The organism is Enterovibrio qingdaonensis, assembly GCF_028683135.1.
Lineage (GTDB): Bacteria > Pseudomonadota > Gammaproteobacteria > Enterobacterales > Vibrionaceae > Enterovibrio > Enterovibrio qingdaonensis.
This window is the reverse complement of sequence record NZ_JAJUBB010000034.1, coordinates 1-26,136: the sequence shown is the minus strand read 5'-3', so window position 1 is coordinate 26,136 and position 26,136 is coordinate 1. Positions and strand designations below refer to the sequence as shown.

At 47.1% G+C, this 26,136-nt stretch carries 25 protein-coding genes; 9 read left to right on the top strand and 16 right to left on the bottom strand.

Annotated features, from left to right (window positions below):
- Window positions 1-178: 178 nt before the first annotated feature.
- Window positions 179-766, bottom strand: a complete 588-nt coding sequence (locus LRP49_RS24270) for a hypothetical protein (RefSeq protein WP_274146141.1) — start codon at window positions 764-766, stop codon at window positions 179-181.
- Window positions 767-1,079: 313 nt separating this feature from the next.
- On the opposite strand from LRP49_RS24270, the gene LRP49_RS24265 reads away from it, so the two are divergent.
- Window positions 1,080-1,787: a DUF445 family protein gene (locus tag LRP49_RS24265; protein WP_274146140.1), complete on the top strand. Its 708-nt coding sequence runs from the start codon at window positions 1,080-1,082 to the stop codon at window positions 1,785-1,787.
- Between the two features lie 210 nt (window positions 1,788-1,997).
- Complete coding sequence (locus tag LRP49_RS24260) at window positions 1,998-2,513, top strand: hypothetical protein (RefSeq protein ID WP_274146138.1); 516 nt, start codon at window positions 1,998-2,000, stop codon at window positions 2,511-2,513.
- 72 nt (window positions 2,514-2,585) lie between these two features.
- On the opposite strand, the gene LRP49_RS24255 is transcribed toward LRP49_RS24260, so the two are convergent.
- From LRP49_RS24255 to LRP49_RS24230, 6 genes are all read right to left on the bottom strand, one after another.
- Window positions 2,586-4,337 carry a lysophospholipid acyltransferase family protein gene (locus LRP49_RS24255; protein WP_274146136.1) on the bottom strand — a complete coding sequence of 584 codons (1,752 nt, stop codon included), beginning with the start codon at window positions 4,335-4,337 and terminating at the stop codon, window positions 2,586-2,588.
- 36 nt (window positions 4,338-4,373) lie between these two features.
- On the bottom strand, window positions 4,374-4,802 hold the full coding sequence (locus LRP49_RS24250; RefSeq protein WP_274146135.1) for a YHS domain-containing (seleno)protein: 429 nt from the start codon (window positions 4,800-4,802) through the stop codon (window positions 4,374-4,376).
- Between the two features lie 145 nt (window positions 4,803-4,947).
- Complete coding sequence (locus LRP49_RS24245; protein WP_274146133.1) at window positions 4,948-5,706, bottom strand: NRDE family protein; 759 nt, start codon at window positions 5,704-5,706, stop codon at window positions 4,948-4,950.
- Window positions 5,707-6,255 (bottom strand): DinB family protein, encoded by a 549-nt coding sequence (locus LRP49_RS24240; protein ID WP_274146132.1) that lies wholly within the window; start codon window positions 6,253-6,255, stop codon window positions 5,707-5,709.
- A 58-nt stretch (window positions 6,256-6,313) separates the two neighbouring features.
- Window positions 6,314-7,420 carry a D-alanine--D-alanine ligase gene (locus tag LRP49_RS24235; protein ID WP_274146144.1) on the bottom strand — a complete coding sequence of 369 codons (1,107 nt, stop codon included), beginning with the start codon at window positions 7,418-7,420 and terminating at the stop codon, window positions 6,314-6,316.
- Between the two features lie 17 nt (window positions 7,421-7,437).
- Window positions 7,438-8,016 carry a DedA family protein gene (locus LRP49_RS24230; protein ID WP_274146142.1) on the bottom strand — a complete coding sequence of 193 codons (579 nt, stop codon included), beginning with the start codon at window positions 8,014-8,016 and terminating at the stop codon, window positions 7,438-7,440.
- A 252-nt stretch (window positions 8,017-8,268) separates the two neighbouring features.
- On the opposite strand from LRP49_RS24230, the gene LRP49_RS24225 reads away from it, so the two are divergent.
- From LRP49_RS24225 to mltC, 4 genes are all read left to right on the top strand, one after another.
- On the top strand, window positions 8,269-8,634 hold the full coding sequence (locus tag LRP49_RS24225; protein ID WP_274146130.1) for a nucleotide pyrophosphohydrolase: 366 nt from the start codon (window positions 8,269-8,271) through the stop codon (window positions 8,632-8,634).
- Between the two features lie 192 nt (window positions 8,635-8,826).
- Window positions 8,827-12,564: an EAL domain-containing protein gene (locus LRP49_RS24220; protein ID WP_274146128.1), complete on the top strand. Its 3,738-nt coding sequence runs from the start codon at window positions 8,827-8,829 to the stop codon at window positions 12,562-12,564.
- Window positions 12,565-12,647: 83 nt separating this feature from the next.
- Complete coding sequence (lhgO, locus tag LRP49_RS24215; protein ID WP_274146126.1) at window positions 12,648-13,835, top strand: L-2-hydroxyglutarate oxidase; 1,188 nt, start codon at window positions 12,648-12,650, stop codon at window positions 13,833-13,835.
- Window positions 13,836-14,016: 181 nt separating this feature from the next.
- Window positions 14,017-15,123 (top strand): membrane-bound lytic murein transglycosylase MltC, encoded by a 1,107-nt coding sequence (gene mltC, locus LRP49_RS24210; protein ID WP_274146125.1) that lies wholly within the window; start codon window positions 14,017-14,019, stop codon window positions 15,121-15,123.
- A 75-nt stretch (window positions 15,124-15,198) separates the two neighbouring features.
- Here mltC and LRP49_RS24205 read toward each other — a convergent pair whose 3' ends face one another.
- The 5 genes from LRP49_RS24205 to LRP49_RS24185 form a co-directional block, all read right to left on the bottom strand.
- Complete coding sequence (locus LRP49_RS24205; protein ID WP_274146123.1) at window positions 15,199-15,912, bottom strand: SDR family NAD(P)-dependent oxidoreductase; 714 nt, start codon at window positions 15,910-15,912, stop codon at window positions 15,199-15,201.
- Window positions 15,913-15,984: 72 nt separating this feature from the next.
- Complete coding sequence (locus tag LRP49_RS24200; protein ID WP_274146121.1) at window positions 15,985-17,199, bottom strand: sensor histidine kinase; 1,215 nt, start codon at window positions 17,197-17,199, stop codon at window positions 15,985-15,987.
- Window positions 17,199-17,894 carry a response regulator transcription factor gene (locus LRP49_RS24195; protein WP_274146119.1) on the bottom strand — a complete coding sequence of 232 codons (696 nt, stop codon included), beginning with the start codon at window positions 17,892-17,894 and terminating at the stop codon, window positions 17,199-17,201. Before LRP49_RS24195 ends, LRP49_RS24200 begins: the two co-directional genes overlap by 1 nt.
- A gap of 40 nt (window positions 17,895-17,934) precedes the next feature.
- The gene (locus LRP49_RS24190; RefSeq protein WP_274146118.1) at window positions 17,935-18,198 is read right to left on the bottom strand and encodes a hypothetical protein; all 264 of its coding nucleotides are present in this window, start codon (window positions 18,196-18,198) and stop codon (window positions 17,935-17,937) included.
- 50 nt (window positions 18,199-18,248) lie between these two features.
- On the bottom strand, window positions 18,249-18,794 hold the full coding sequence (locus LRP49_RS24185) for a PepSY domain-containing protein (protein WP_274146117.1): 546 nt from the start codon (window positions 18,792-18,794) through the stop codon (window positions 18,249-18,251).
- Between the two features lie 312 nt (window positions 18,795-19,106).
- Here LRP49_RS24185 and LRP49_RS24180 point away from each other — a divergent pair, with 312 nt between their 5' ends.
- The gene (locus LRP49_RS24180) at window positions 19,107-19,631 is read left to right on the top strand and encodes a GNAT family N-acetyltransferase (RefSeq protein WP_274146116.1); all 525 of its coding nucleotides are present in this window, start codon (window positions 19,107-19,109) and stop codon (window positions 19,629-19,631) included.
- Between the two features lie 316 nt (window positions 19,632-19,947).
- Complete coding sequence (locus LRP49_RS24175) at window positions 19,948-20,301, top strand: VOC family protein (RefSeq protein ID WP_274146114.1); 354 nt, start codon at window positions 19,948-19,950, stop codon at window positions 20,299-20,301.
- 92 nt (window positions 20,302-20,393) lie between these two features.
- Here the strand turns inward: LRP49_RS24175 and LRP49_RS24170 are convergent, their stop codons facing one another.
- On the bottom strand, window positions 20,394-20,873 hold the full coding sequence (locus tag LRP49_RS24170) for a GNAT family N-acetyltransferase (protein WP_274146112.1): 480 nt from the start codon (window positions 20,871-20,873) through the stop codon (window positions 20,394-20,396).
- A gap of 400 nt (window positions 20,874-21,273) precedes the next feature.
- Here LRP49_RS24170 and LRP49_RS24165 point away from each other — a divergent pair, with 400 nt between their 5' ends.
- Entirely contained in the window at window positions 21,274-24,126 is a 2,853-nt protein-coding gene (locus tag LRP49_RS24165; protein WP_274146111.1) for a M66 family metalloprotease, read from the top strand.
- A 131-nt stretch (window positions 24,127-24,257) separates the two neighbouring features.
- On the opposite strand, the gene LRP49_RS24160 is transcribed toward LRP49_RS24165, so the two are convergent.
- The 3 genes from LRP49_RS24160 to LRP49_RS24150 all read right to left on the bottom strand — a co-directional run bounded on the left by LRP49_RS24160 (window position 24,258) and on the right by LRP49_RS24150 (window position 26,003).
- A complete protein-coding gene (locus LRP49_RS24160; protein WP_274146110.1) occupies window positions 24,258-24,677 on the bottom strand; it encodes a GNAT family N-acetyltransferase in 420 nt (139 codons plus the stop codon).
- Between the two features lie 160 nt (window positions 24,678-24,837).
- Window positions 24,838-25,287, bottom strand: a complete 450-nt coding sequence (locus LRP49_RS24155) for an L-alanine exporter AlaE (protein WP_274146108.1) — start codon at window positions 25,285-25,287, stop codon at window positions 24,838-24,840.
- A 197-nt stretch (window positions 25,288-25,484) separates the two neighbouring features.
- Entirely contained in the window at window positions 25,485-26,003 is a 519-nt protein-coding gene (locus tag LRP49_RS24150; protein ID WP_274146106.1) for a hypothetical protein, read from the bottom strand.
- Window positions 26,004-26,136: the final 133 nt, after the last annotated feature.

Sequence of the window (26,136 nt, the reverse complement as noted above, 5' to 3'; positions counted from 1 at the left end):
GAAACGAGCCAAACGATACTGCCTAACACGAGTTTTGGTAAACTTTTCACCCAAAACCTACGTTGTGGTAATTGCGCTTACCACAACTTACCAAAAGCCAATTTTGTATGGCCTCAATTTGACCGTCGAAGCATTAAATAGCACTAAAAAAGGCGTTGGCTCACGTCATGAGCAGGACTCAAATCGGGAAGAAGGTCATCGATGCGACGCCGTGCACCACTTGGTTGATGGTTCGATTCGTACTGTCTGCGACCATTTTTGCCATCATATCCTGTATGACAATCATTTTGCTGAGCACACGCTCGTAGCTGTAGTTGGGTGTGCCGTCGTCAGCAATGCCGTTACTCAACAGCAATAACTCACCATCAAGGTCTTTTCTGGTGTTCATCAACCACGCGACGATCTCTAAGTTTCGTGCGCTGTTGTATAGCTTCTGCTGGTCTATTTCGTCGAGGATGAAGAATTCCAATTGGTTGTTGTAGCTCTCGCTGAGCATGCCTGAGATCCCTGCCATCATGGCAAAAACGCGGTCTCCTTGGTATGTTTCCGAAAAGGCGAGGTATAAGGCTTCTACACCATCAAGACCGCCCAGCTCTTCAAATCCCTCAGCAGGTCGTTCAACGGTTAATAACGCAGTAAGGCGCAACGCAACCGTCATCTCCGGCACTTTTGCCAGCTCTTTCGGGTTTCGTTTATACAGCTTGATGGTGAGCTCTTGCACAAGATCACGCATCTCTAGAATATGGATGTCCGTGATTAAATCCATGTCAGATTTCGCAAGATTTTTAATCTCGAAGGGTCGCTCGCTATTACTGCAACCCATTAGGGCCACCAGCAAAAAACCAACCAAAGTAGCGCGTAAAAACATCCTTATCCTATATTTGAATCGGTTAAATCATCGACAGAATGAGTGTAGGGTGAGGTGCTCGTCCGCGTAACCTTCAATCGCAAGGAGTGCGCGTCGCATCCAATATCCGTGACATGTGCTCAAATCAGATCTTTACTCAACCCGTTGTTCCGTTGTATGCCATCCATTAGAATCGCTACCATTTCCTGAACCATTTCAAAGAGCAACATTCATGAATAAGAGTTTTCTGACCAACCTTATTGCGGTCGCTGTGACAGCGGCAGGCTACTATTTCGACCAACCTATCGCGCTATATGGCGGTCTCTTCGCGCTTTCCGGCTCTCTGACAAATTTACTCGCCGTTCATATGTTGTTTGAAAAAGTGCCAGGGCTATACGGTTCGGGCGTGATTCAAGCGCAATTTGAAGCCTTCAAACTCGGCATTAAGTCGCTGATGATGGACCAGTTTTTTACCAAGGAGAACATCGACCGTTTCTTGAGCAAAGAGATGGCAGGCGACGTTAACCTCAACCTTGAGCCGGTCATTGAGAAAATCGACTTTAACCCGACGTTTGATGGCCTTGTCGACGTCATCAACAACAGTCAGTTTGGCGGCATGTTGATGATGATGGGCGGTGCTGAAGCACTTACGCCACTCCGCCAGCCTTTCGTTGAGAAAATGCAGGCGTCTGTTATTGATATCACGCAGCAAGAACAGTTCCGTGATGCGCTAAAAACCCAAATTGAGCAACCTGAAATGATGGGAGATATCACGGCAAACATTGAGCTGGTGATTGAGCAACGTCTTAATGAACTCACGCCTGAAATGGTGAAAGATATTGTGCAGAAAATGATCCGCGAGCATCTAGGCTGGCTTGTTGTTTGGGGTGGTGTATTCGGTGGCTTGATTGGTGTTGTTTCAGCACTCGTTACCCTCTAATTGGCTTGATATACCTCGGACAAATGGCACCTTGGGTGCCATTTTTGTTTCTCCATCTCGAAAACCTCATGTGCCAGTTCACAAATATCTGATCTCTTTGCCAATAATTGACCGACAACCCAGCTAGGGCTGCAATTCGCACCTACAATGAAACGCAGTAAAACTGTCTCAAATTAGATACATCGAGCTCGATTTCACAAGGAGTGGACCATGGCCAACATTCGGACTCTCGCAACACTTTCAGCACTGAGTGCTGCTCTTTTCGCTTCATCGGCTTCCGCGCTAATCCTTCCGCTATCTGTCGGTGCTGATGCAGGTGTGGCTGACGTTACCTACAAAGGCCGAAGCGCGACGGGGTATTTTTGGAAGCTAAACGGCAATCTGGCTCTGAATGACTTCACCAGTATTTATACGGGCTATGGTGAGACAACGGCAGAAATTCCCGATGCAGGCGGCATCGATCGTGATTTCACCTCGACGTCTATTCCTATTGCCCTTCAGCTTAACCTCCCTGTGGTATTGGGGAATGTGTATGTTCGTGGTGGCGGTAACTACTACGACAATACGTATAACAATGTGTCTGAAGACGGTTGGGGACTTCTCGGTGCCTTGGGTATCAGTCTTTCACCGGGCATTGGACCTGGCCTTGCGTTTGAATTGGGCTATCAAGACAGAGGCGATGCGGAAACCAGCACTATTTCCGTTGGTGCAAAGCTTAACTTCTAACGCACGGATTTAGCTGAACAATAAAAAACGCCTCCATGGAGGCGTTTTTTATTTTGACATTGTTCTGGCTGGCTATTCTTGACCATTGTGACTCGTTAAGTACTCAACGGCGTGTTCTTTTCCCATATATCGACCCAGTGTTTTAGCGGGAACTTTACGTAAATCAACCACAATAAGCCCATCTAATGCGTTGTTAAACGCCGGATCAACGTTAAAGCACACCAGCTTCCCGTTTAGTCCTAAGTACTGGCGCAATAACACGGGCACGCCTAGCCCACTGCTCATTCGCCCCACCACTTTCGACAGTAGTTGGACATCCCCCAGCGCTGACAGCATCGAAGTATGCCAAGGCACAGGTGACGATGTTTCCAGTGGCGTTGTAGGTTTTACTAGCTGCGCCATGTCGTCGTCGTAGTGGTGAATACTCAAGCATTCTGCCAGCAACCGCCTCGCTTTGAGCGGGTAATCGTTACTGATACTGACTGGCCCGTAGAGCGTCGTAATATGCGGGTTTCTGTATACGTACTCCGCAATGCCTTTCCACAGTAATAACAACGCCGTTAGACTGCGTTGATATTTTTCATCAATCACAGAACGCCCCATTTCCATGGCATTTCCCATGGACTCCACAAACCTTTCGTCGTATTGGAAAAGGCTTCGCGAATAGAGTCCGTCTATCCCTAAGTTTTTCACGATCTCCTGAACGCGGCCGAGGCGATAAGCACCCACTAGCTGACGCGCTTCTCGGTCCCAAATAAACAGATGGAGATAGTACGCATCGTACCCGTCGATGTCGCAATCTAACCCCGTACCTTCGCCGACTGCGCGAAAGTTCAGCTCTCGCATTCGGCCAATTTCTTGCAAAACGATGGGAATGTGTTTGCTCCTGCAGCAAAACACATCAAACTCGTTGGAGGACAGAAGTTTGGCATTCTCTGGCAAGGCAGCCAGTTCCTGTTCGATACTTTCGGTCGAGGCGGCCTCCATAATGTCTATGCCGTTTGTTGGCACTTTGGCACTCTCACTAACCTCTTCATTGTTTAGCAGGTAGGTATTGAGGCGAAGGTAATTGACCAATGCATCATCAGACTCAAAGGATTTTCCTTCTTTCCACGCAATCGGTGCTCCGATGGAAAGCGGTATGGGCTGCCCTCGTTTGTTCAGCAACTCCCGCCCTAATAGGACAGTACGTAAAAGAGGATGAATCGTTCCGGCACGGTAGAACTTTCGACTGTTTCGACCGCCTATGAATATCGGCAACGCCGTGGCTTTGTGTTTGCGCACAATTCCGGCCACAGATCGACTCCACGCTTTATCATTCAGCAAGCCGTCTTTATCAAAGGTAGACACTTCACCGGCAGGAAAAACAAGTAGCAAACCACCGTCACTGACATGCTGGTGCGCTTCTCGCAGCGCACGCATATTGGCTTTTTTTGCTTCTTTCCCTTCAAACACATCAACGCCAATAAACAAATCCGACAGCTCAGGGATACGCTTGAGATAATAGTTCGCAAGCACTTTTACGTCCGGGCGAACCTGACGTAAAAGCTTGGCAAGAATAACGCCTTCCACCCCACCTAATGGGTGATTCGCCACCACGACGGTGCTGCCTGTTGCGGGTATTTTGCTTATGTCTTCGGGCGAAACCGTGTAATCCACCCCCAACACATCAAGGGTGTACGCGAGAAAATTGTCAGTATCAATTCCCTCTGGGCGTCGACGGTAGTATCCGTCGAGTTTGCGAAGGCCGGTGAGGGATTCCACTGTTTTTTCAACGAGACCGAACGGGGTCTTTCTTGGTAACTGAAAAGGGCTAATCGTCATTGATTCTCCTTTCAATGTTTCACACTGGCATACGTTTTAGCGTTTCGCCCAGTTGCTATTTCCCAAGTCAATAAATCCAGGGATGTTCTTTTCCCACTTGTTCTGGATGGATTGATCGTAGTTCAGGTATAGCTTGTCATCGACGATTTTCCAGTATTTGGGGTCACCCGGTGCAAGGTCGTCTTTCTCTGCAATCGCCCAAGCACAGTAACCGCCATATTGAGGCGCGAACTGTTCAGGGTCAGCCAAAAACTTGTCTAAGTTTTCTTGGCTGGCAAAGAGCCAATCGGCACCTTGGTATTTGGTTTTAAACGCTGATTTACCTTTGACTGGTGCACCGTCAAAAAAAGACACCGTGTCGTAACCGCTCACCGCCTTATTGCTGAAAAAGCCGGTGTAAACATCATCAGCGGCATAAACTGATGATGTAAAAAGCATCGCAATGAGAATCAAAACCCGAGACATAGTTGCACTCCTAAGTGGTTAGTTAACCCAAACCAAAAACGTCGTAATCACCTATCATCAGACCGAAAGCATGATGAAAACTTTCAGATTTTTCGGAATACCAGCGCCAACACCAACACCAACACCAACACCAACAAACTGCATACTATTTGGGCGCATCACTGGCAACCCACTTTAAGGACGAGGATTTTCTGGCAATTTCAGTGGTCACCGATTTTTTGTTTTCACACGGCGAGCCATCGACATAACGCATTGTCGCGTTACACGGTGAAATGGATAAATGGGTAAAACTCACCGTATTGGCATCTTCACGGTGCATACAAACGGATTTATAGCCAGCCTCAGGAACATGGCTACGGTGGAACGCCCACGCATTTTCAATGGTTGGTGTTGGTTCCATATAGTCTTTATAGGCTTTTCGCCTTGCTTGCATAACTTCTTGGAAGGCCACAGATGAAGAAATCATGGGCTCAACACTCGGCCGCTGTGTAAGCACGTGTCCGTCCCACTGAAACGCAATAACGTGCCCATGGCTAGACGTGAGATCGGGCGCAAACAACAACAAGGTGAACGGCGCATAAGAACCCATGTGCAAGCTATTTAAGGTGGATACCACATCTGGCACGCTTGGCGATGACGCAAGCATTTTAACCAATAGCCCTCGGCTAATGAGCGGCAACTCGGGCACATCACCTTGGTAATAGTTCAGTAAACACAACGACAACCCATACTGATTGCTGGCGATCCACGTGCCGCCACCGTCAGGATCAAGTGGCATCAGACATTCCGTACCCTCAAGCGCAAACTTGCTAGGAGGTGCGGCAATCGCTCTGCCTTTTTGTTCATCACGATTAAAAAAAACGTCGTAACCGCGGTTGTTGAGTATCCAACTAACGGTGCACATTTAACTGCCCCTTCGGTAGTACGATGCTGTCGTCGGCGCTAAACCAAACACATGATCGGTTGGGATATTTTGAGCACATAAGCTGACGCGGAGTAACGCAAAATGATGTATGGCATGACTGGCAACGAAAGAGAGCTCTCGCCCCAACGTTGTAGACGCATGCGGTGAAACCTGTTGATGCAAGCTGACCTCACCACTTACCGTTAATGGGCTAGTTAAGGCTTCTTTCGAAACGCCCAACACCCACTGTTCGATCATGCCCCACTCTTCCAACGCAATGGATTTATCTTTTTCGACGGGATGTTGACGACGACGCTTGTCGTAATCGATGAAGGAGGATGCCGGCCATGCCATTAAGGATTGAAACACATCCAATATGTGACGCATGTGCTGTCCAATGGAGCTTTGCAGATAAGGCTTGGCGACATAGTTATATTGCTCATCGGTAAGCTGCACCAACAATTCCTTCGCTTGATGAGCAATGTCTAAACATCCCTCCACCTCGAACGGTATGGGTGGGTTTGATCCTTCTGCATCATTCGCTAGCATAGTATCCCCTTAAAATAGCGCGTCGTTATTTTGTTTTTGTCATACATCTTCTGCGTTCTTAATCGGTCGAAGGGTAATGCCGAACCAAGGATTTCTCTGTTCGCCATGCCTTGTATAAATCGAGCAGTGAAGGTACCGAACAGCCCGCTCGTCGCTGTTTGTCACCGATTTCAAACAACATTCGGTACTGATCGAGCAAGGTGGTGAAAGCATCTTTCAAGGTTGCGTCTTTATCCCAAATATGGGCAGCCTCGCTGCTGGCACCGTTAACCTCTAGCATCACAAAGTCTTCGCCTTTCATCAGGCTTTCAATATCACGGAATTTGAGGTCAATGCGCCCGTAATGAAAACCGGGGAAATCATCAAAAATTTCATCCAATTTCCGAGTAAGTGCCTCGGTAATGTATTCCGACCCATTCCTAAATATGGCACCTCGACAATGGCTGCCAGCAAACGCCAAGCGAAACTCCTCCCCGTTTTGCAAAACCAAATCCAATTTGTCTTCATGGCGCGTTCGGTAAAGGTGGCTGACTTTCCCTGCCCGAGGATCGTCGTCGATAAGCTCAGCCAGCGTTCGAACACCATCACCGACAACAAACGGGTTATATTTCAATGTGAGTGAGAAAATACGGCCTTTTTCCTCTCCCGGATAGCGGACATAAAACACGCCTGCTTCCGCGTTATAAGGGGCTTTTTCCTGAAGGATTAATTTAGCCCCCAAAGGGAAAAGTCGAAGGTACTCTTCTAACGCGTGCTTGTTTTCGACCAAGCGCACCCCTGCACCACGACAACCCAGATCTGGCTTAGCGACGATGGGAAACCTAAGGCCAGCTTTATGAAGCTTAGAAAGGGCTTGATGGGCTTGGGTTTCCGGCGGGAAAAGTGATTTTTCCCATGCAACGTAAGGCAAAATCCATTTTTTGGCGTGCTCACCTGCCAATGAAAGAATGGCGTCTTTAGACTCTCCGACCATGCCACTTAACGAAATGGTTGGGTTTGCAATAAGCGGCAAACCAAAGCTGCGGTACTTGACGCCATACCATAGCCACTGCACCGCCACAGGTGCATAGAAAACACTGCTCGGCCAAAACTCGAACATAGAAACAGGTTTGCCTGTCATATCCAACGGCGGCATTCCGTGATTGACTGGTTGGGTGGCTAACATTTGGTCATCCACCAGTTTTAATCTTGGCACACCGTTTTCTCCTTTAACTTATTACCCGCTATCCGGTTGATAACCACGAGCAGTAACACCACAAATGGAATAAGTCCCCAGCTCACGTGCTGGTGTACCCACTGAATTTCACCAAGTTGATAGACCAAGGTAAACACGACACCCGTCCATAGTGCTGTCGCACAAAATACGGACAGCAGAAACGTTTGGATAGGAATACGGAAAAAGCCGCTCAGGCAAAAACCGACAAAACGAAGGCCTGGGATAAACCGAATTAAAAACAAATTGCCGAAGGTCTGCGTTCGTAGCTTTCGCCTTACAAAACGTACACTGCGCTTGGTCAACAGAAAGCCTCGAAGTGTGCGCCAGCGACGCGCCCACACCCCAAGGCCATAAAGCCCGACATCACCACTTGCGATACCAACGAATATCGCCAGTAATGCAAGCGGGACAGACATCACACCATGCGCCGCGGCAACACTGGCCGAGACAATGGCTAAGTCTTCCAGCAAGTACGACAGTAAAATGACGGCGAAGAAGAGCGTTGCTGGCGAGTAGGTAAGAAGGGTGGTCGTCACTTCATTCAATGTGTCTTTATCCAAATGCAGTTCCTTGTAAAAAGAATAGACAGGATTCAGAGCAATTCGCTTTCACTGAAACGTTAAAGTCTAAAATTTCACAAAAATCGGACGTGTATAGCCAAACTGGAGGAACACGAAGGCGCGAGAACCTTGGGGGATGTGCCAGTTACTCGTGCGACCAGACATGACCAACGCACGCTTGCAAACCCCCAATGACATGCCACACTGTTTTCTTTTTTGCTGTGGCCGGATACCTTCATGAAAACAATTGATACACCCAATGCTTTTAAACGCCTTCAACAAGACCTTGCTGAATTTGCAAAGGAAAGAGATTGGGATCAGTTCCATAACCCCAAAAATCTTGTCATGGCACTTAACGGTGAAGTTGGCGAATTAAACGAGCTTTTCCAATGGTTAACGACGGAGCAATCTGAAAACTTCCCTGCCGAAAAGCAAGAGGCTCTTGCTCATGAACTGGCCGACATTCAGTTGTATTTACTGCGATTAGCAGAGAAATGTCACATCGATTTAGAAGCGGCATGCGATAGAAAAATGGCATTAAATAGAGCCAAATATCCCGTGGAAAAATGCTTTGGTAAGGCATTAAAGTACAACGAGCTATAGCAGACAGCCGTAACTGCCCCTAAATCCGTTCACCAAATGGTCGAATAAAGCACTCAACGATGAGACATAGTCTAAGCTTTTAGAATGCCGGACTAGCTAGCCGCATGACCTAAGTAAGAGTCAAAAAAACGCACTCAAGATGTTGCAGTTTTTGTTTGTCACAAACAACACGGTAACGATTAGAACTTCACTATGCCTGATACTTCGATTCGCTTTGTGGATAGGTTTCCTTATGACGCTTTGCTTTCGCGAAGCGTTTTGATCTTTTTGGGATGCCTTCTCCTTTCCCTGTTCGGGATTTATTTGCTCAGACAACCCGACAGTGCGGCGTTTATTTGGTACACCAATGCGTTCTCCATTGCCGTCATCGCACTGTCTCCGAAAAAGCAACGTCTCATATTATTACTGCCCGCGTTTTTGGCCATTACCCTATCAAACCTCCTTTTTGGCGACCCCGTATGGCTCGCATTACTGCTAGCCACTGCAAATACCCTCACCATCGCCTTTGGTACGTTCGGCCTTGTGAAAGCCGCAGACAATCAAAATCCATTTTCATCTTCCGGCGTCTTTGTGAAGTTTCTAATATTGACCGTGGTGTTGGCCCCTCTGGCAGGAACAGTCGTTGGCGGCATGGTGCTTCATAACGTGCTTCAACGCCCCTTTTTCGACATCGCGCTGGGATGGTATCTCGGCGATGTTATCGGGATTATCTCTGCGACACCGATGGTCTATTTACTTGCGAAACGCCCGTCTGCTCATCCGTTTCGTTTTCCCAACATCAAGCGACTTGTAGCCGCCGCGCTGATCGCGGCGGGCTCAGGAATATTCTTAAAATTCATTCCCTTTCCTTTTGTCGAAATTGCCATCGCTATCACGCTAGCAGGTGTCGTACTCGACCGATTGTCAGCCTTCATTACAACGTTTGTTATCTCAGTTACCCTCAATTTGCTGTTGGTCGAGCATGTATTGGTACTCGATTTGGTACCCAGCGGCTTAGTTGTCACCCAATTGTTGGTTCCGATCGCGGGGGCCATGATGCTGGGAAGCTGGCTCATCGTGAACACCTCTCAACTGAGGCAGACAAGAAAAATCAGCGAAGAAAAAGCGCAGCTTTTTGAAAATGCGATGCACGCTTCGGTGATAGGCATGGTCATGGCAAAGCCAAGCGGTGAATTGATGAACGCAAACAAAAGCTTCATCGATTTAACGGGGTACGACTGTGAAGAACTGACTAGCCGCACGTTCAAACAGATGTTATTTCCGAGTGATAGGGATTCGATAGACGCCAGTTTTTATCAACTCAAAACAGGAAAAATCGACAACTTCCAAAAAGAACTGCGTTTCCTGAAAAAAAACAAAGAGGTGTTTTGGGCAAAAGTGTCGGCGACTGCCGTACGCGATAACTGGACGAAAGAGCCTATTCACTTTATCTACCAAATACAAAACATTGATTCTGAACGACGTATTGAAACTGAACGCCATATTTGGTCCACCAAGTTTTCTTTTGCGTTAGGGATTAACCGCCTCAGCATCTATGAACTTGAGTGTCACACCAAATACATTTCGTTTTCTGACAACCTTCAACAAGTGCTTGATATCTCACCGACGGCTATCCGCAGACTGTATGAATGGATGGCACGTATACATCCCAAGGATCTTCAGGAATACCAACATACCATCAGTAAAATTGGCGAGTCTCCAGTCACTATCGAATATCGTTTAATGGATGACAGGCAAGAGTACCGGTGGGTCAGAGATTGCTGCCAACCTCTAATCAAAGATGAAAGTGGGTTGAATAAAACCGTGGTGGGCACCATCACGGACATAACTGAGCAAAAATTTGCAATGGACAAGGTTACGTTTGCCTCAGAGCGTGCGCTTTTGGCGGCGGAAGTTGGCAGATTTGGTATATGGGAATACAACGCGGCCACACAGGAGCTGATTTGGGATGCCCGTATGTATGACGACTACCATCTCGAAAAAAACGCACCGATTGACGTGTATCACTGGAAGTCCCGTATTCTTGCCGATGATAGCTATAAACTCGACAATTTGCTCTCAGTCGAACAGCCAATAAAACGGCTCACGGAAGTATCCTTCTATGTCACGTTTGAAGGTCTACCTAACAAGCGTTTTTTTGCCGCAGCATGTCATGTGGATGGCGAGCGTATTATAGGGGTGCACTCAGAACGCTCCTATTCACAAGATATACCGCAGCAGACAAACCAAAGTGAACGCGAAGACTTTTCACACTCAGGCGTCACTGAAGGCTTTCTGATGCTAGATAGTCAGCTGAACATCACTTTTATTAATTCTACCTGCGAAACCATGTTGAGTTTAAATGAGAGTATGGTCGGGGATCCCCTTGACCAACATGTGCACCTCCAAGTGCATCAGCATAAGGTGTCTTTCCTCGATATCTTATCTACTGAACAACGTCAGTCAGAGATTAAGCAAATTCAACGTGACGTCACGATTAGATCCGATGCAGATGAAAACCAAATCGTACATCTGACGATTACGCCGCTGAAGGGAAGTGCTGAGGCTGATATTGGCTGGGTTGTGTCAGTCAGGGATATTTCAAGTTATCTCCCCCTTCGCAGCAAGCTCACCTACAGCGCGACACATGACATGCTAACGGGGCTGATGAATCGTCAAGGATTCGAGCTCGCACTTCGCAATCATATCCAAGAATTGAGCTTAAAGTATAGCGAGCACGCCGTTGCTCTATTCAGACTAAAGCCCGATACAACCAGCAACAATATACTGCCCGTCATGGTGATGGAGCAGGTATCAAAATCGGCTTCTTTACTGATCCAGTCGTCTATCAGAAACAATGATCTTCTCGCCCGTATTGATGATTTGAGCTTCGCTCTATTATTAAGAGGCTGCAGTCCTTCAGAAGCGGCAAGGGTGACACAAGGCATCGCTGAAAAGCTTAATCATTTGTGCTACCGAGATGCCACACGATCTATCCCTGTTATCACTATGGTAGGCATAACTGGCGCGAGCACGGTGAACATGCACCCTTATATGGTATTGGAGCAGGCGGAGTTGGCTTTATTGGCAGCCAAGAAAGACACGTCGAATTCCGTTGCTATCTATTCAGACAACGACATTGTTGGAGAAAGTTCCTCGGAAAACGTTCTTCACCATATTGATGAAGCACTAAAGCAATCAGCCTTTAGCTTACTTTGTGTCCCCATCACTCCCAATGTGGAGGGACTACCCTACTGGCATCAGATACAAGCCCACTTGGTTACAGAAGAAGGCCAGCTCATCGACCCCAGCAAGTTTCTCAACGAGCATGAAACTAACAGCAAAATTAACGATATTGAACGATGGGCATTCAACGAGGTCCTTGGAAAACAAGCAACCAAGATCAAAGATGCTGGCTTGAATATTGCCATGAAATTATCACTGTCTTCGTTTTACAGTGACAACATCGTAGATGAGGTCGCTGACCTCATTAAAAAAAGCGAATTCCCCGCCAGCCGCCTTTGTGTTGTTGTTGATGAGGGGACGCTCATCACGTCGCCAACCCAAGCAAAGGCAAACATAGCCAAGCTCAGGGCGGCAGGATGCCACGTCAGCGTCGATAAATTTGGCTCGGAATTGGCGTCAGTGAATTTCCTTAAGAAATTCAACATTTCCTTCGTGAAACTCGACGAAAGCATCACAGGGCACATCACTAACAATCAGGTTAACCGACAAATTGTCGAATCCATCCAACAGATCAGTGATGTCTTAAATATTCCAACCATCGCGCAGAGTGTGAGGCTTCCAGAAGAGTTGGAAGCCATTCGCTGTTTGGGCATAAGCTACACACAAGGCCCCATTTTTGGGTCCCCTGTTTCATTGCTTAAAGTCATCTCAACGTCTAAAGCAGGATTACAATATCTTCCTAGCTCTCATAAATCAGTAAGTTGATTTAACAAAACCCCGCTGTTCAGCTTTTCTTTTTTGGCGATTTCGCGTTCAATCAAACAGTAAGGAACGAACGGGGAATAAGCATGATTCGCAGTGATTATCTGGTCATCGGGGCTGGCATCGTGGGATTGAGTGTCGCCAGAGAGCTTCAGCAGAGACAACCTCACGCCCACATTGTCGTGGTTGATAAAGAACAGTCTGTTGCCAATCATCAAACGGGGCGCAACAGCGGCGTGATTCATGCAGGCATTTACTACACCCCCAACAGTCTTAAAGCTCGGTTCTGCAAAGAAGGTAACCTTGCAATCAAAGCCTTCTGCGAACAACATGACATCCCGTATGAAGAATGCGGAAAATTATTGGTCGCCACGTCAAATGTCGAGCTGTCTCGCATGGACGCACTCAAAAAGCGGGCGACAGAAAATGGCCTCGAATTCGAAGTACTGTCCGCACAAGAACTCAAAAGTAAAGAGCCCAATATCAACGGTCTAGGCGCAATTTTCGTTCCGTCCACCGGCATTGTTAATTACCGCCAAATCTGTGAAAAACTCGAGACCCTGCTCAAAGAGCAAGGCGGTGAGGTGTTGTTTGACAGCCCCGTTGAATACATGAAGGAAACCACCGACGGTGTCACTGTTGTCGCAGGCGACCACACAATTCATGCAAACCATGTCATTGCATGCGCTGGCGTTATGTCGGACCGTATCGTTCGCTTACTGGGCGAGCAACCCACGTTTAACATCATCCCTTTTCGCGGTGATTACTATCAGTTGTCAGACGAACACAATGGCATCATTAACAGCCTGATATACCCCATTCCTGACCCTTCTATGCCATTTTTAGGCGTTCATTTGACGAAGATGATTGATGGCTCGGTAACCGTAGGCCCCAATGCCGTGCTCAGCCTCGCTCGGGAGGGATATCATCGCTTCTCTTTTTCACCGAAAGACACCAGCGAGATGCTGCAATATTCGGGTTTTTACAAAGTGATTGGAAAACACTTCAAATCGGCAATGAAAGAGATCCGTAACGGCCTGTGGAAAGGCGGATATTTAAAAGAGGTGCAAAAATATTGCCCATCACTAACGGCGGATGATCTTCAAGGCTATCCATCTGGTATCCGCGCCCAAGCTGTTTATCCTAATGGCGATATGGTGGACGACTTTCTGTTTCACCAAACGTCGCGAACTTTGGTGGTTTGCAACGCACCGTCCCCCGCCGCAACCTCTTGCTTCCCTATCGCTCGCTACATCGTTGATAAAGTGCTCTAAAACGAGCACTTCTCGACGAATATCAAAGAAAATACTTTGTTTTTCTTAAGGTATTGCATAGCATCGTCGCCTCTATCCTAGAAGCGATTAAACCCAATCAACTTGAAGATGCTTGGGTATATGTCCATCCATCGCTACGTTATCCACGCATTCCCAGAAAAGAAGAAGTACGCAACATACGATGAAAAAAGCAGCCCTCTTTTTGTCTGCCCTTTTGCTTGCAGGCTGTTCAAACCCAAGACCGCCGGAGTGTGATTGTACGACCAGTCAACCACCCACCAGCGAACCTGTTACTGACAATAAAAAAGCCATTAATGCGTTGTTTAGCTATTTGGCGAAAGAAGCGATTAAGCAATGGGGCGAAGACGACTACGTTGAGTCCAGTAAACATCGCTTCGTAAAATACTTGGATGGTTATCAGACACGTGCCCATATCGACTTTGAAGCGGGTAAGATCTACGTGTCGACCGTTTCTCAGTACCAGCCAATGGACAAACTGCAAAAGGCAATCGTACAAACCGTATTGATGCCTGCTGATCCTAAATACGCAGAGCAGTTTACCGACAAAGAGATCCAACTGACGGGTAAGCCCTTTTTCTTAGGCCAGATCGTTGATCAGGAAGGCAAGTCTATTGAGTGGGAATGGCGTGCAAATCGCTATGCTAGCTATCTGATTTCAAACAAGCTGCAAAGCAAAAAAATCAAAAAGGGCACGGCCTATTACGTTGAAATTGACATGGTGAAAGATCACCTGGAACAACGTGAATACCAATATGCCCATTATGTGCGTGACGCTTCAAAGCGCTACAACATCCCAGAAGATTTGATTTACGCCGTCATTAAAACAGAAAGTAGCTTTAACCCTTACGCGGTAAGCCATGCAGGTGCCTATGGTTTAATGCAGGTCATTCCCAAAACAGCGGGTGCAGATGTATTTAATTTGGTGAAGAAAAAGCCGGGCATTCCGACCAAAGAATATTTGTTCGACCCTGCGAATAACATTGATACGGGTACCGCATATCTACACATTTTGAAAACGCGCTACCTGCGTGATGTGAAGAATGCGTCGTCTAAACACTTCAGCATGATTTCCGCATACAACGGCGGTACAGGCGGGGTATTGGCAACCTTCCACCCTGATCGCAAGCAAGCCATGGTAGAGCTAAATCGCCATTCGCCGAGACAAGTTTACGACGCGTTGACGACTAAGCACCCGAAAGGGGAAGCGCGACGCTACTTGCAAAAAGTCCTCTACTTCCAGAAAGACTTTAAAGAAGGCAACATCTAAACCAAAAACGCCACCCTCATAGCACCATATAGTTGCATAAAGGGTGGCGTTTTCCATTCTGCGTTGCTGAGCGCGCTAGTCCTGATAAATCATCTTCTTCGTCATGCCACCATCCACTAGGATATTGGCTCCATTGACGAAATCATTGTCAGGGTGGGTCAGGAATTGACACGCATTCACAATATCTTGAGGTTTACCTACACGACCAGAGGGGTGTTGCTGGTGGTCAATGTCTCGCAGTGCTTCGTAATCCGCAGATTGGATCCAACCGGGGCTTACAACATTCACAGTAATCGGCGTCTTAGATAGCGAAACCACCAAGGAGTTGGTCAACGACACCAATCCCCCTTTCGATGCGCCATACGCTTCCCAACCCGCTTCATTTTGATGCCAACGGGTTGACGAGATGTTCACAATGCGTCCGTAGTCTTGACCTTCATTCGCAGCAATGAACTCACTGGCACACGTAAATGCACCGACCAAGTTTACATTGATCACGTTTGCGAACTCTTCCGCTGTCAGTGTCTCTACAGGCTTGTTGAACGTCGAGATCGCACCGTTATTGATCAGCACATGTACTGCACCAAACTGCGCTTTGATCGTCGCAAATGCAGCGACTACTTCTTCTTTTTTACCCAAATCCGTCAAAAAGTAATGACAGCGATTGTGGTCGCCTCCAACGATGTCCAGACACACCACGGTGGCCTGCAATTCGGCATAGGCGTTCACCAACTCCGCCCCAATACCTCCACTGCCGCCTGTGATCACCACGACTTTATTTTTATACATAACCTAGCTCTACCTTGGGTATACATTCCACCAAGCGACATACCTGCTTGGATGAATATTCATTATTAACGTTTACTCTTCTACCGCAGGGAGAGTCACTTTCACACCCAAGCCAGGGTGGCAATCATGCAACGTGATCGTACCGTGATGTAGCCCAGCCACCGCTTTTGCCAGCGATAACCCAAGCCCTAAGCCGCCATCTGTCCGGCTTTTATCAACACGATACAATCGCTCGAACACGCGCTCTTTCTCACTTTCAGAGATACCCGGGCCATTATCATCAACGGTAATCCACACGTCGTTGTTATCACGCCCGCAACCTAACGTGATATCACTCCCGGGTGGGCAATAGCGCAGGGCATTTTCAATCAAATTCGCCACTTGCTGAATAAGCAGCTCGCGATCTCCTTGCAACAGCAGCGGCGCGTCGGCCACATTTACCTTCAGGGTCATGTTGGCGTCTTCAGCAACATCAATGTAAATTTCAGCAACAGTATCAATGACTTTGGCAACATCAATCTCGGTAAATCGACTTCTTCTTGCCCCAGATTCAATTTGCGAAATGCGCAGCAAGGCATCAAATATGGACGCTAATCGCTGTGAATCTTCCAACGCATGATCCAGTTCATCGAGAAATGCCTCAGAATGCTGCTCAGGAGCCGATTCTGCTTCATCACGCAATGTCAGTAGGTTATGGCGAAGACGCGTAATAGGCGTTTTAAGCTCGTGTGCGATATTGGCGGAAATGTCACTCATCGCTGCAACTGACCCTTCGAGACGCGAAAGCATTTCATCAACGGACACGGAGATTCGAGCCAAGTCATTGTAGGTATGCCGCTCACCCGTTCTGACCGAAAGGTCGCCATCTGCGGCAGAGTTCAATACGTACTCGATGCGAGAAATACGTTTTTGGCTATGACGACTCAACGCCGTCACAATAACCCCTGTGAGCAATGACACCAGCAAACCAGATAGCACAAATCCAGTGGTCAGCACCGCCATGATTTCGTCATCTTCTATCGGGTCATCATCAATTTTTTTGTTCTGCCCTTGCACGAGTTCTCGGGACTCTTTGACGATTTCCTTATTTTGATTGCCAAGCTCATAGTCAACATACACGAGGGTCACTGACGCCATCAGTACCAGACTAAAAATCAGGACGACACCGAACATCAATCCCTGCTGAGCCGCTGAGCTTTTCATCCAAGCAGGCATACATTTGATTAGCCCGCCTCTCGAAAACGCGGCACGAATGCGTTTCTTTGATGCATCAAGCGAGTTTCGCATTACCCTTCCCCACTTTCTTTGCGTTCAAGTCTATACCCTGCGCCTCGTACAGTTTGAATCAAAGTATCTCCAAACGGTTTTTCGAGTTTGTTACGCAAACGACTAATGTGAGTTTCTACGACGCTAGTTTGGGGGTCAAAATGAATATCCCATACATGTTCAAGCAGCATCGTACGCGTGATGACGCGGCCTGGATGGCGCAAAAATAACTCTAATATGCGAAATTCTTTTGGCTGTAAATCAAGTGAAACGCCCTGACGCGTTGCGGCGTGTTCAAACAGATTAAGAACGACATCACCGTAAGCGAGTTCGGGTTTGGTTTCAGTAGACTTAAGCACCGAACGGCGGGATAACGCGGTTATGCGCGCTAATAACTCAGAGAAGGCAAAGGGCTTGGTGAGGTAGTCATCGCCGCCTGCTTCAAGTCCTTCTACACGGTCATCTACGCCGCCTAATGAGGTGAGAAATAGAATGGGAATACCGATTTGTGCAGCACGTAATGCTTTTACCAGCGACAAGCCATCAAGCCCCGGCAACATACGGTCGACCACGGCCACATCATACTGTTCAGTCATACAAAGAGAGAGGGCGTATTTGCCATTGTCAGCAACTTCAACCTGATGTCCCGCCTCACGTAGCCCCTTTTCTACAAAGCTGCTGAGGCTAGTATCGTCTTCCACCAGTAATACGCGCATTGTGATTCTCTCTTATTCTTGTTTACGCATTGTTGCGGCACTACGCCGCAACAATCGGATCGTTTTCCACATTGTTTGCTGGGTTGGCTACATCATTTTTTGCTTTATGCTCATGCCATTTGGCAATAATGACGGCAGCGACGCCTGCAAGTAAACATGCGCCCAGTGTAACCAGTCCCATCATGAAAAACAGCGAGAAAGTTACCACTCCGACGATAGCACCAATACCGTTTTCACGTACTTGTTTTGCTATCGATTTTGCGCGCATCCAAAGACGGGATGTTTTCGTTGATTCAGTCATCATGTTTTCTCCATCGGGTGCGAATTCGCACCCGTATTTAACGTATCAAAGGATTACGACTTTGCTGGGTTCACAGCATCGATTTTTGTTTCAACACGCTTACCATTTGCGTTCAGCATTTCAATTTCATAGGTGAGGCTATTGTGGTCGTCATCCATTTCAACACTCCACGCCTTGCCACCAAATTCCGCCTCTGCTTGTTTAACGGCAGTTTCCAGCGAAAGGTATTTGCCATTATTAACCCCTGACAACCATAGGGCGTTTTCGACTTGGTCATCATCGTCGTGGTGGTCATCATCGTGGTCGCGACGTTGCTGGGTTAAAATCACTTCGCCCGTTGTGGCGTTGACGACGGTATGAATTTCTTCGCCATTCTTGCCAATCAACTCTATCTCATAGATTGCTTGGCCCATTTCGACGTCTCGCTCCGCTTCCATCGGCACTGCGTTGGTGTTGTTTTTCGCAATTTCTACTGCCTGAAGCAAAGAAACAGAATCTTGGTTCATTGACGTTGGGGCATCAGATGCATATGCAGTAAATGCAGTCATACCAAAAATCATTGCTACCGCAGCTGGTTTAAAAACGTTAGACTTTTTCATCATCAATTCCTCGTATTGGGTGTTAACCCGACAAGGCCTGTTCCCTGTCGATGTGTGTACTTTACCCAAGTGAATTTGCGTGAAGTTTTCCCGAACTATACATTTTTGTAAGGTTTGTAGGCGGGCATGAAAATCCAAACTCATGGCAGGTGATTTAGGTATAGCGAGTTCAAAAGTTGGCTCATCTCGTTGGTTTACAGTGTAAAGGGCACCAAGAAATCGTGAAATCACTCGAACTTATCACTATGGTCTTCCTGCCATCTCAACATTTTCCGTCACAATCTGCGGCTTCGCTCGTCTCAACTGTTAGCAATGCACGCTTTTAGTCTCACTCCTCTTTCACTCGATCACTGCTCCGCATTGCTTGATTTTGAAATCAGAAACAAAGCGTGGTTTGAACAGCATATCCCCCCTCGTCCGGCACGCTTTTTTGATTTGCCCGGACTCACCCGCGCTACGCGTCAATCTATCGATTTGCAGGGCCACCAAACACACCTTATGTTCGTTGTTGAAAATGAATCCAAGCAGATCATTGCGCGCGCAAACATTCATGACATTCAGGATGAATATGCGGAGATTGGGTATCGTGTTTGCGAAAAAGAAATAGGAAAAGGCATCGCAACAAATGCAGTTATGGCATTGCTGGAAATCTGCAGAAGTGAACTCACGGTCGATTATGTGTTAGCGAAAACCACGCCGCAGAATATCGCATCGCAGAAAGTGCTTGAGCGCACCGGCTTTTTATATACCGGGAAAGAAAAGAATAGCACCACGCTAAACCACAGATACCACGACCTTTTGCACTTCCAATTTCCATTGTGTCGAACGTCGCGCTAGGTAATCAACGCCTCTTCAATACCATTTCCCCTCACCCGCAGACTGCCTCTGTGAGGTTGCCATTTGTGGTTAATCCAAGATATTGGTGTAACAAAACACTGCTTGCGAAAAGAGTCTGTACCCTGTCACCTATTGGCATCGAGAATGTTTAATTTTAGTTGCAGCTTTTTCAGAAAGTGTCTTAGCTCCCAGCGAGTTAGCTCCGTTTTCACTATGCTGAATCCAGACTATTTGTAGAGGCTAAGCGAGCGTCACACCGCTACAAAAGACACGCTATCGTGACAAGACGCGAATGCCGAATCTTTGGAGTACCCTGATGAATCAACACGGCAAAATCAACTATGTTGAATTTCCCGCAACCGACCTACTCGCAACAAAATCCTTCTTTTCCCAAGCCTTTGGCTGGACATTCACCGACTACGGCCCAGATTACACTGCGTTTTCAGATGAAGGTTTAGACGGCGGTTTCTTTCGCTCTGAAAAGCATTGCGATACCGATGTCGGGGGAGCATTAGTGGTGTTCTACAGCGAGCGATTAGAGCAGACTGAAACCAATATTCGTCAAACTGGCGGTGAAATTGTGAAGCCTATCTTTGCGTTCCCTGGCGGACGACGCTTCCACTTCAGAGAGCCTAGCGGCAACGAGTTCGCGGTTTGGTCAGATAAATAGAGCATCTAGCCAATACAACAAAGGGTGCCAATGGCACCCTTTGAACGTTTATCCCTGTCATTACTTATCAAGCAACAGATGATCCGACTCGGTCAGTGAGTGCTCAATTGAAGCTTCATCACGTGCTGCGGCCCCACTGGACCACCCAAATAAACTGTGCCTGTATCTTCAAAACCACACTTTAGGTAGCAATCATAAGCGGCCTTGTTTCTACAGTTCACCGTCAATTGAACATTATAAAACTGTGGGTAGTTTTCTTGAACATAAGCAGGCAGCAGACGAATAGCTTTCGTTGCAATGCCTCGTCCTTGGTAACGCAAATCGATTAACAGTGCCCTTACACCTAGGGTAAAGCTGTCCGTAAACTCAACACGCGTTGAATAACCTAAATCCAATATGAAGAAACCCACCACAGTTTGATGCTCGATGATTAGATACGGATGCTCTTCCACACTCAAGTTCGTAACAAGCTCGATGATATTACTTGCTGTAAACGCCATCTGATCAGGGTGCACACGCAATGCGCCAGCCTCAGACTCCCTAACTTTGCTGTATTTTTCTATCCTGACCATAACCCCAAACCCTGTCGTGATGAGTAAGTAAACAGGCTGCCAGCTTTTCAGCGGCAACGATAGGTTAAATACCGTATTTTATCTGCCACGCTCAATGATAAATAACAGCGCGTTCACTTTTCCCTCACTTTGCCTTCTTATTACTCAAGACTAGATTCAAAGGCAATCAAAAATAAACTTATGTAATATTAATACCTTAATAACCTTCGTAATCCACTCCAAGTTAAATCGCCAACCTAATTCAGAGTCTCACAAAATTATCACCCATCAATGGAATTAACCTCTCAAATAATATTTTTATCAATAACTCAACATTCTTGGTGGACTATAAAATATTTTCGAAAGCAATTTCTAATCACTTGCGTAGATAACGCTAATAACAAAAACAAAGAGACCAACTATGAAAAAAACACTGATAGGACTCGCAATTGCGTCAGTTTTAGCCACCAACGTTCATGCAGAACCAACTGATTTTGAAGCATATACGGCAAAGATCGTTACTCGAATGGCTGAGTTAGCAGAGCTTGCAAAAAACCCAGATAATGTTGTCACTGATGGTGAGCAAAAGTACCTTTCATACAAAGGTAAGAACTTACGAATCAATTACGATGGCAATGTAAAGTTTGACTTGTTCGATTTTGATACGGAATTTGAAACTGTTTTCGAATTCATACCCGCAGAGTGGGAAAAATATTGGTATGACGGCGGTTTCGATATTTACCCGATGGGGTTCTTTACCGCTGAAAAATGTACCTTCGGATTATATGCGGCTGCGCGTGGTTCAAAAGATAACGACGGAAACTATATTTGGGAGCGTCCGCAAACAACACATCTCGATACCAGCGAATGTACAGACCTAACACAAAACGCATCCATCTTCTTCAACACCAATCAGCTCAATAATGACCTCGTTGGCAACCTAAGCGGGGCGGTATTGTTCGCTCAAGCGCATATCGTGCCAGCAAGCCCTGATGCGCAGGATACACGCTCACATCTGGTCGCGAACCGTACAACCAAGGTCATGTTTAAACCTGAACATGCACCGACAGACTATACCGCCGTACAAGTTTCAGTTACCGATCGCGCCGGTAAACTTTTGGGGACGCTGGATATGCTTCACCCCAGCCAGCTTGCCAAGAACGTTCTAGCGATCCCAGAAATCCAAAATACTGCTATCGATTTCACGTTTAACCCAGAGGATGCGTTCGCGGTTCGTGACGTTTCCAGCGAAGCCGTTGCTGCTGCATTGGCTATAAACGATGTAGTGGAACTAAAAACATGGAATGGCCATTGGCTTCGCGAAATCGTCCTTGAACAAAACAACCCAGCGCTTGATGGCAAAACCTTCGCGTTTACGTCCAGTGCAGGCTACAACTCTGTCGTGTCGTATTACGAAGAGCGCAAAAAAACCATTGTTAATGGCACCACCACCGTCTTTAAAAACGTAAAAGGCACTTGGGTACTTGAAGACGACCTGATTTTTAACAAGATCGGCTACGGTGATGGATTCTGGTCTGCAGAATTACCGAAAGAGTGGGTGAAGCCAGGTGTCAACTTCTCGTTTGAAAACCAAGGCAATACGGGCTCTCTCGACAATGTAAAAGTCGGTGCCCCGACAGAACTTCTCATGCATACCATTGATGTAGGTATGCTTGTCGAACCTCGTCAAGGTTTCCATTTCCAATACGACAAAGAGGCGCAGCGCGAGTACTTTGAAACTGCACCGTTGAGCAAGATGGTGGTTAGCGAATACGAGCCCGTACACTTAACCGAAGTCATGTTGCCTGATGGCACCCTGCTAACCGACCACGACCCGAGCGAGGGCGGTTGGCATGGCGGTACGATGCGTCAACGAATCGGCAAAGAACTCATCTCAATCGGTATTAACAACGCTAACTATGGTATTCACACCACCACAGGCGTAGGCGAAAGCGAAAACCCGTATTTGGCCGCACAGCTAACCGCACACAATACACGCGGCGTTTATAGCAACGGTGTGCAAACACACGGTGGTTCAGGTGGTGCGGGCATGGTGACGCTCGACAGCTCAATCGGCAACGAGTTCAGCCACGAAGTCGGCCACAACTATGGTTTGGGCCACTACCCTGGTGGCTTCGAAGGCTCCGTGCATAAACCCGCTCACATGACAAACTCAACGTGGGGCTGGGATTCATCAAAAGACGTATTCATTCCTAATTTCGCGCCTCAGAACAGTGGCGGTGAGAGTTGCCATGATGGTCAGTGTGTTCCCGCATTCAATGACATGTTCCGCTTTGGCTATGACTCAATGGCAGGTGGTTGGGCAATGTACGATGCGCAACGCTTCACGCTGTACACACCTTACGCGATGCACTTCATCCAAAAAAATCTCGAAAGCAAAGCCGTGTTTGATGAAACCTCGTCAACTGGCTTTCGCAAGTGGAATGAAACGACAGAAAGCATGGTGGAATATACCCACAGCATCGATGCATTGGAAACCACATCGGTTGACCCTTGGAATGCCAACGCCGACTATATCGCAGGCTTGCTGAACAACTTCGATAAGATTGATTTATCGACGTGGAACGGTCATTGGGCGCGCAACATGTCGGTGCCCGTCGCCTCTGCCTCTAACAAAGGTAAGGTTTTTACGTTTAACTCCGACGCGGGCTACCACTCTTACCTCGACATCAACGGTGAACAGATCACCGTGCCTTACGGCAGTCGTTTGCTGTATGTGTCGAATGGTCAAACGTGGGTAAAAGACGGAGAGTATCAAGCGAGCAAAGCACGTAAACCTGACGCGTTTGGCGTGCCTGTTACAACCTTGGTCGGTTATTACGACCCTCAAAACACGTTAGACAGCTATATCTTCCCTGCACTACATGGCTCTTATGGATACGTCTATCCTGATGATGCTGCAACACTGTCAGCCAATAGTTGTGCGCTTGAGGTCGAAACAGCGAATGGCGCAGTACTGAAATATGGGCTGAAGAACAACCGCCGCAACGCCGACAACATGAACAAGTTCCACGTTAACGTGGCACGCGCTGATAATCCTGTCCGCGCATCAGTCGTCTGTGACGGTTCTGTGCTGGATGCTAAAGCCATCAGCCAACCAACGTTAGAGCCGGTTTATACCGTGCAGGGCGAGCAGCCTATTACCGCCCGTACCAGCTTCCGCTCGCGACTCGCTGAATCTCAGCCTCGTATGCAAGCGTCAAAATATGCACCTCAGCAATGTAATCATGCTGATGGTGAGCACAATCACTAAGACACGCTGAACGAATCCGTACGATAACCAAAAAGAGAAACCAATGTGGTTTCTCTTTTTTCTATCTGTCCGCATTCAAAATTCAATGCCAAACTCGAAATATCCTGCAGAATGCGGCTCTCCCCTGAGCCTTATATCTCTTTGGCCATGTAGTAGAATCGGTCATCCTCTTTGACGAGCGAGAAGCCTTCTCGCGTGTAAAGGTGAAAAGCAGGGCTGATCTTAAATACGCGAAGCTTTACATGTTTAGCACCATGCTCTGTGGCAATACGCGCAGCTTCTATTAAGGCTTGAGCACCAATCCCTTTGTTTTGAAAAGCCGTACCCACTTGGAGATCGCGCAAATAACAGTCGTCGTTTTCCATTGCTATCCTCACCGCACCAACAGGTACACCTCGGTACAAGATATCCCAGTTCTCCAACCCTGAAATCTGCTCCAGTATTTTGGACTGTTCCCAATCAACCGCATAGTGCGCGTAGTAGGGGCGCATGTTGTTAAACGTCAATTCGGCAGAACGCTGTAAGTCAGAGGTGGGCTGGAACGAAATCAAAGAAAAACTCCTCGTAAATATGCTGGTCCAAGTTTGCGATGACTCGCGGGGTAAAGCAGTAGTACCACTTCCCTTATCAAGGAGTAAAGCGCTGATACAAAAAGAGCCACCCTAGGGCAGCTCCATCATGTACTTTACCATTATCGTGCAGAGTATCCGCTTACCCGCCAACAGGCATTGCCACCGGTTGTACTTTAAAAAAGCGACGGCATTTTTCCAGAAATACGCCATACACGATGCCCAGCATACCGGAAACCAAGGCATTACTCGCAACCGCTGTCAGGATCTGGTTTGGTTCTGCCCCTACTGTAAATAGGATCGCTGCATACACAGGCGATTGGAACACAACGTAAGCAAAGAAATCAGCCACGCGCTTGGTTAAACGAGAGGGAAACTGTCGAGTAGCGAAGCGCAGAACGTTGTCTCGGAATACGCCGTAAGGCCAAGCAATCAAGATATTGACTGGGATCGACAAAAGACGAGACGCTAAAGATTGCTCAAAAGACATGCCTGAAATGAAAATCTCAATCAACATGCCAGTAACAAAACTAAATACAACCATGGCGAACATATCAGCCACAACACTACGAACGCGATCAGCGCCTTTCATTTTTCTCCCCAAAATCGCATAAAAACAGTAAAAATCGCCCTTAAAAGAAGGACTAAAATATTCGAGTATTAAAACAGAAGGTCGGTAGCGTTAGGCACCATTTTAAATAACACAAACAGAATATTATTCCGTTTAAATATTGTTTTTATGGCATGTTTAACTATTTAATTTTGAGGCATATTTTGCGGTAATATTGTTCAATCCTGCCGTCTTGAAAGATCTCTCGCCATGATGAGAGCCAGACCCAGTACTTGAAGGAACAATGCGAGGTTACGATAGGAAGATACCTTGCTGTTGATCTCCCGCTGCGATTCTGCCAATTGAAGGTTGTCCAAATATAACGAATCTATCTTTTCACGCAGGAGATCCTGCTGCTGGTCTATTTTAAGCATGATCTTAGGAAGATTCTGCTGAGTCAGAGGGGTACTCACCATCTCGCCAAACGCATCCAAAAGACGGGTTCCAATGTCGAAAGGCACGTGATCATTCGAGGGTTTCAGAGCCATAACAATCAGCAATGTTTCACGTCTACGCTCTAATGCGTCCACTTGCTGCCACGTCAGTTGAATAAGCTGGTTGTTGCTAAATTGCTTTTCTGCAACCGAGGCCACCTCTTCTCCGAGATCATCAATGACAAAGTTTGTCATGAGTGCCGCCACAATATTGAGCACTAACCCCGTTGCCACGACCAACCAGGTTTTAATGGTAATGCGCACCACAAATCTCCTATCGAAAAGCCCTACAAAAGGGACAGCCATTTGCACAGACATATTTCAGGTATAGTTGATTTCAGGCGTAGATGAGGTGTGATTAATGTCTGAAAGTGCAGGAAAAAGGCCTCACAGAGAG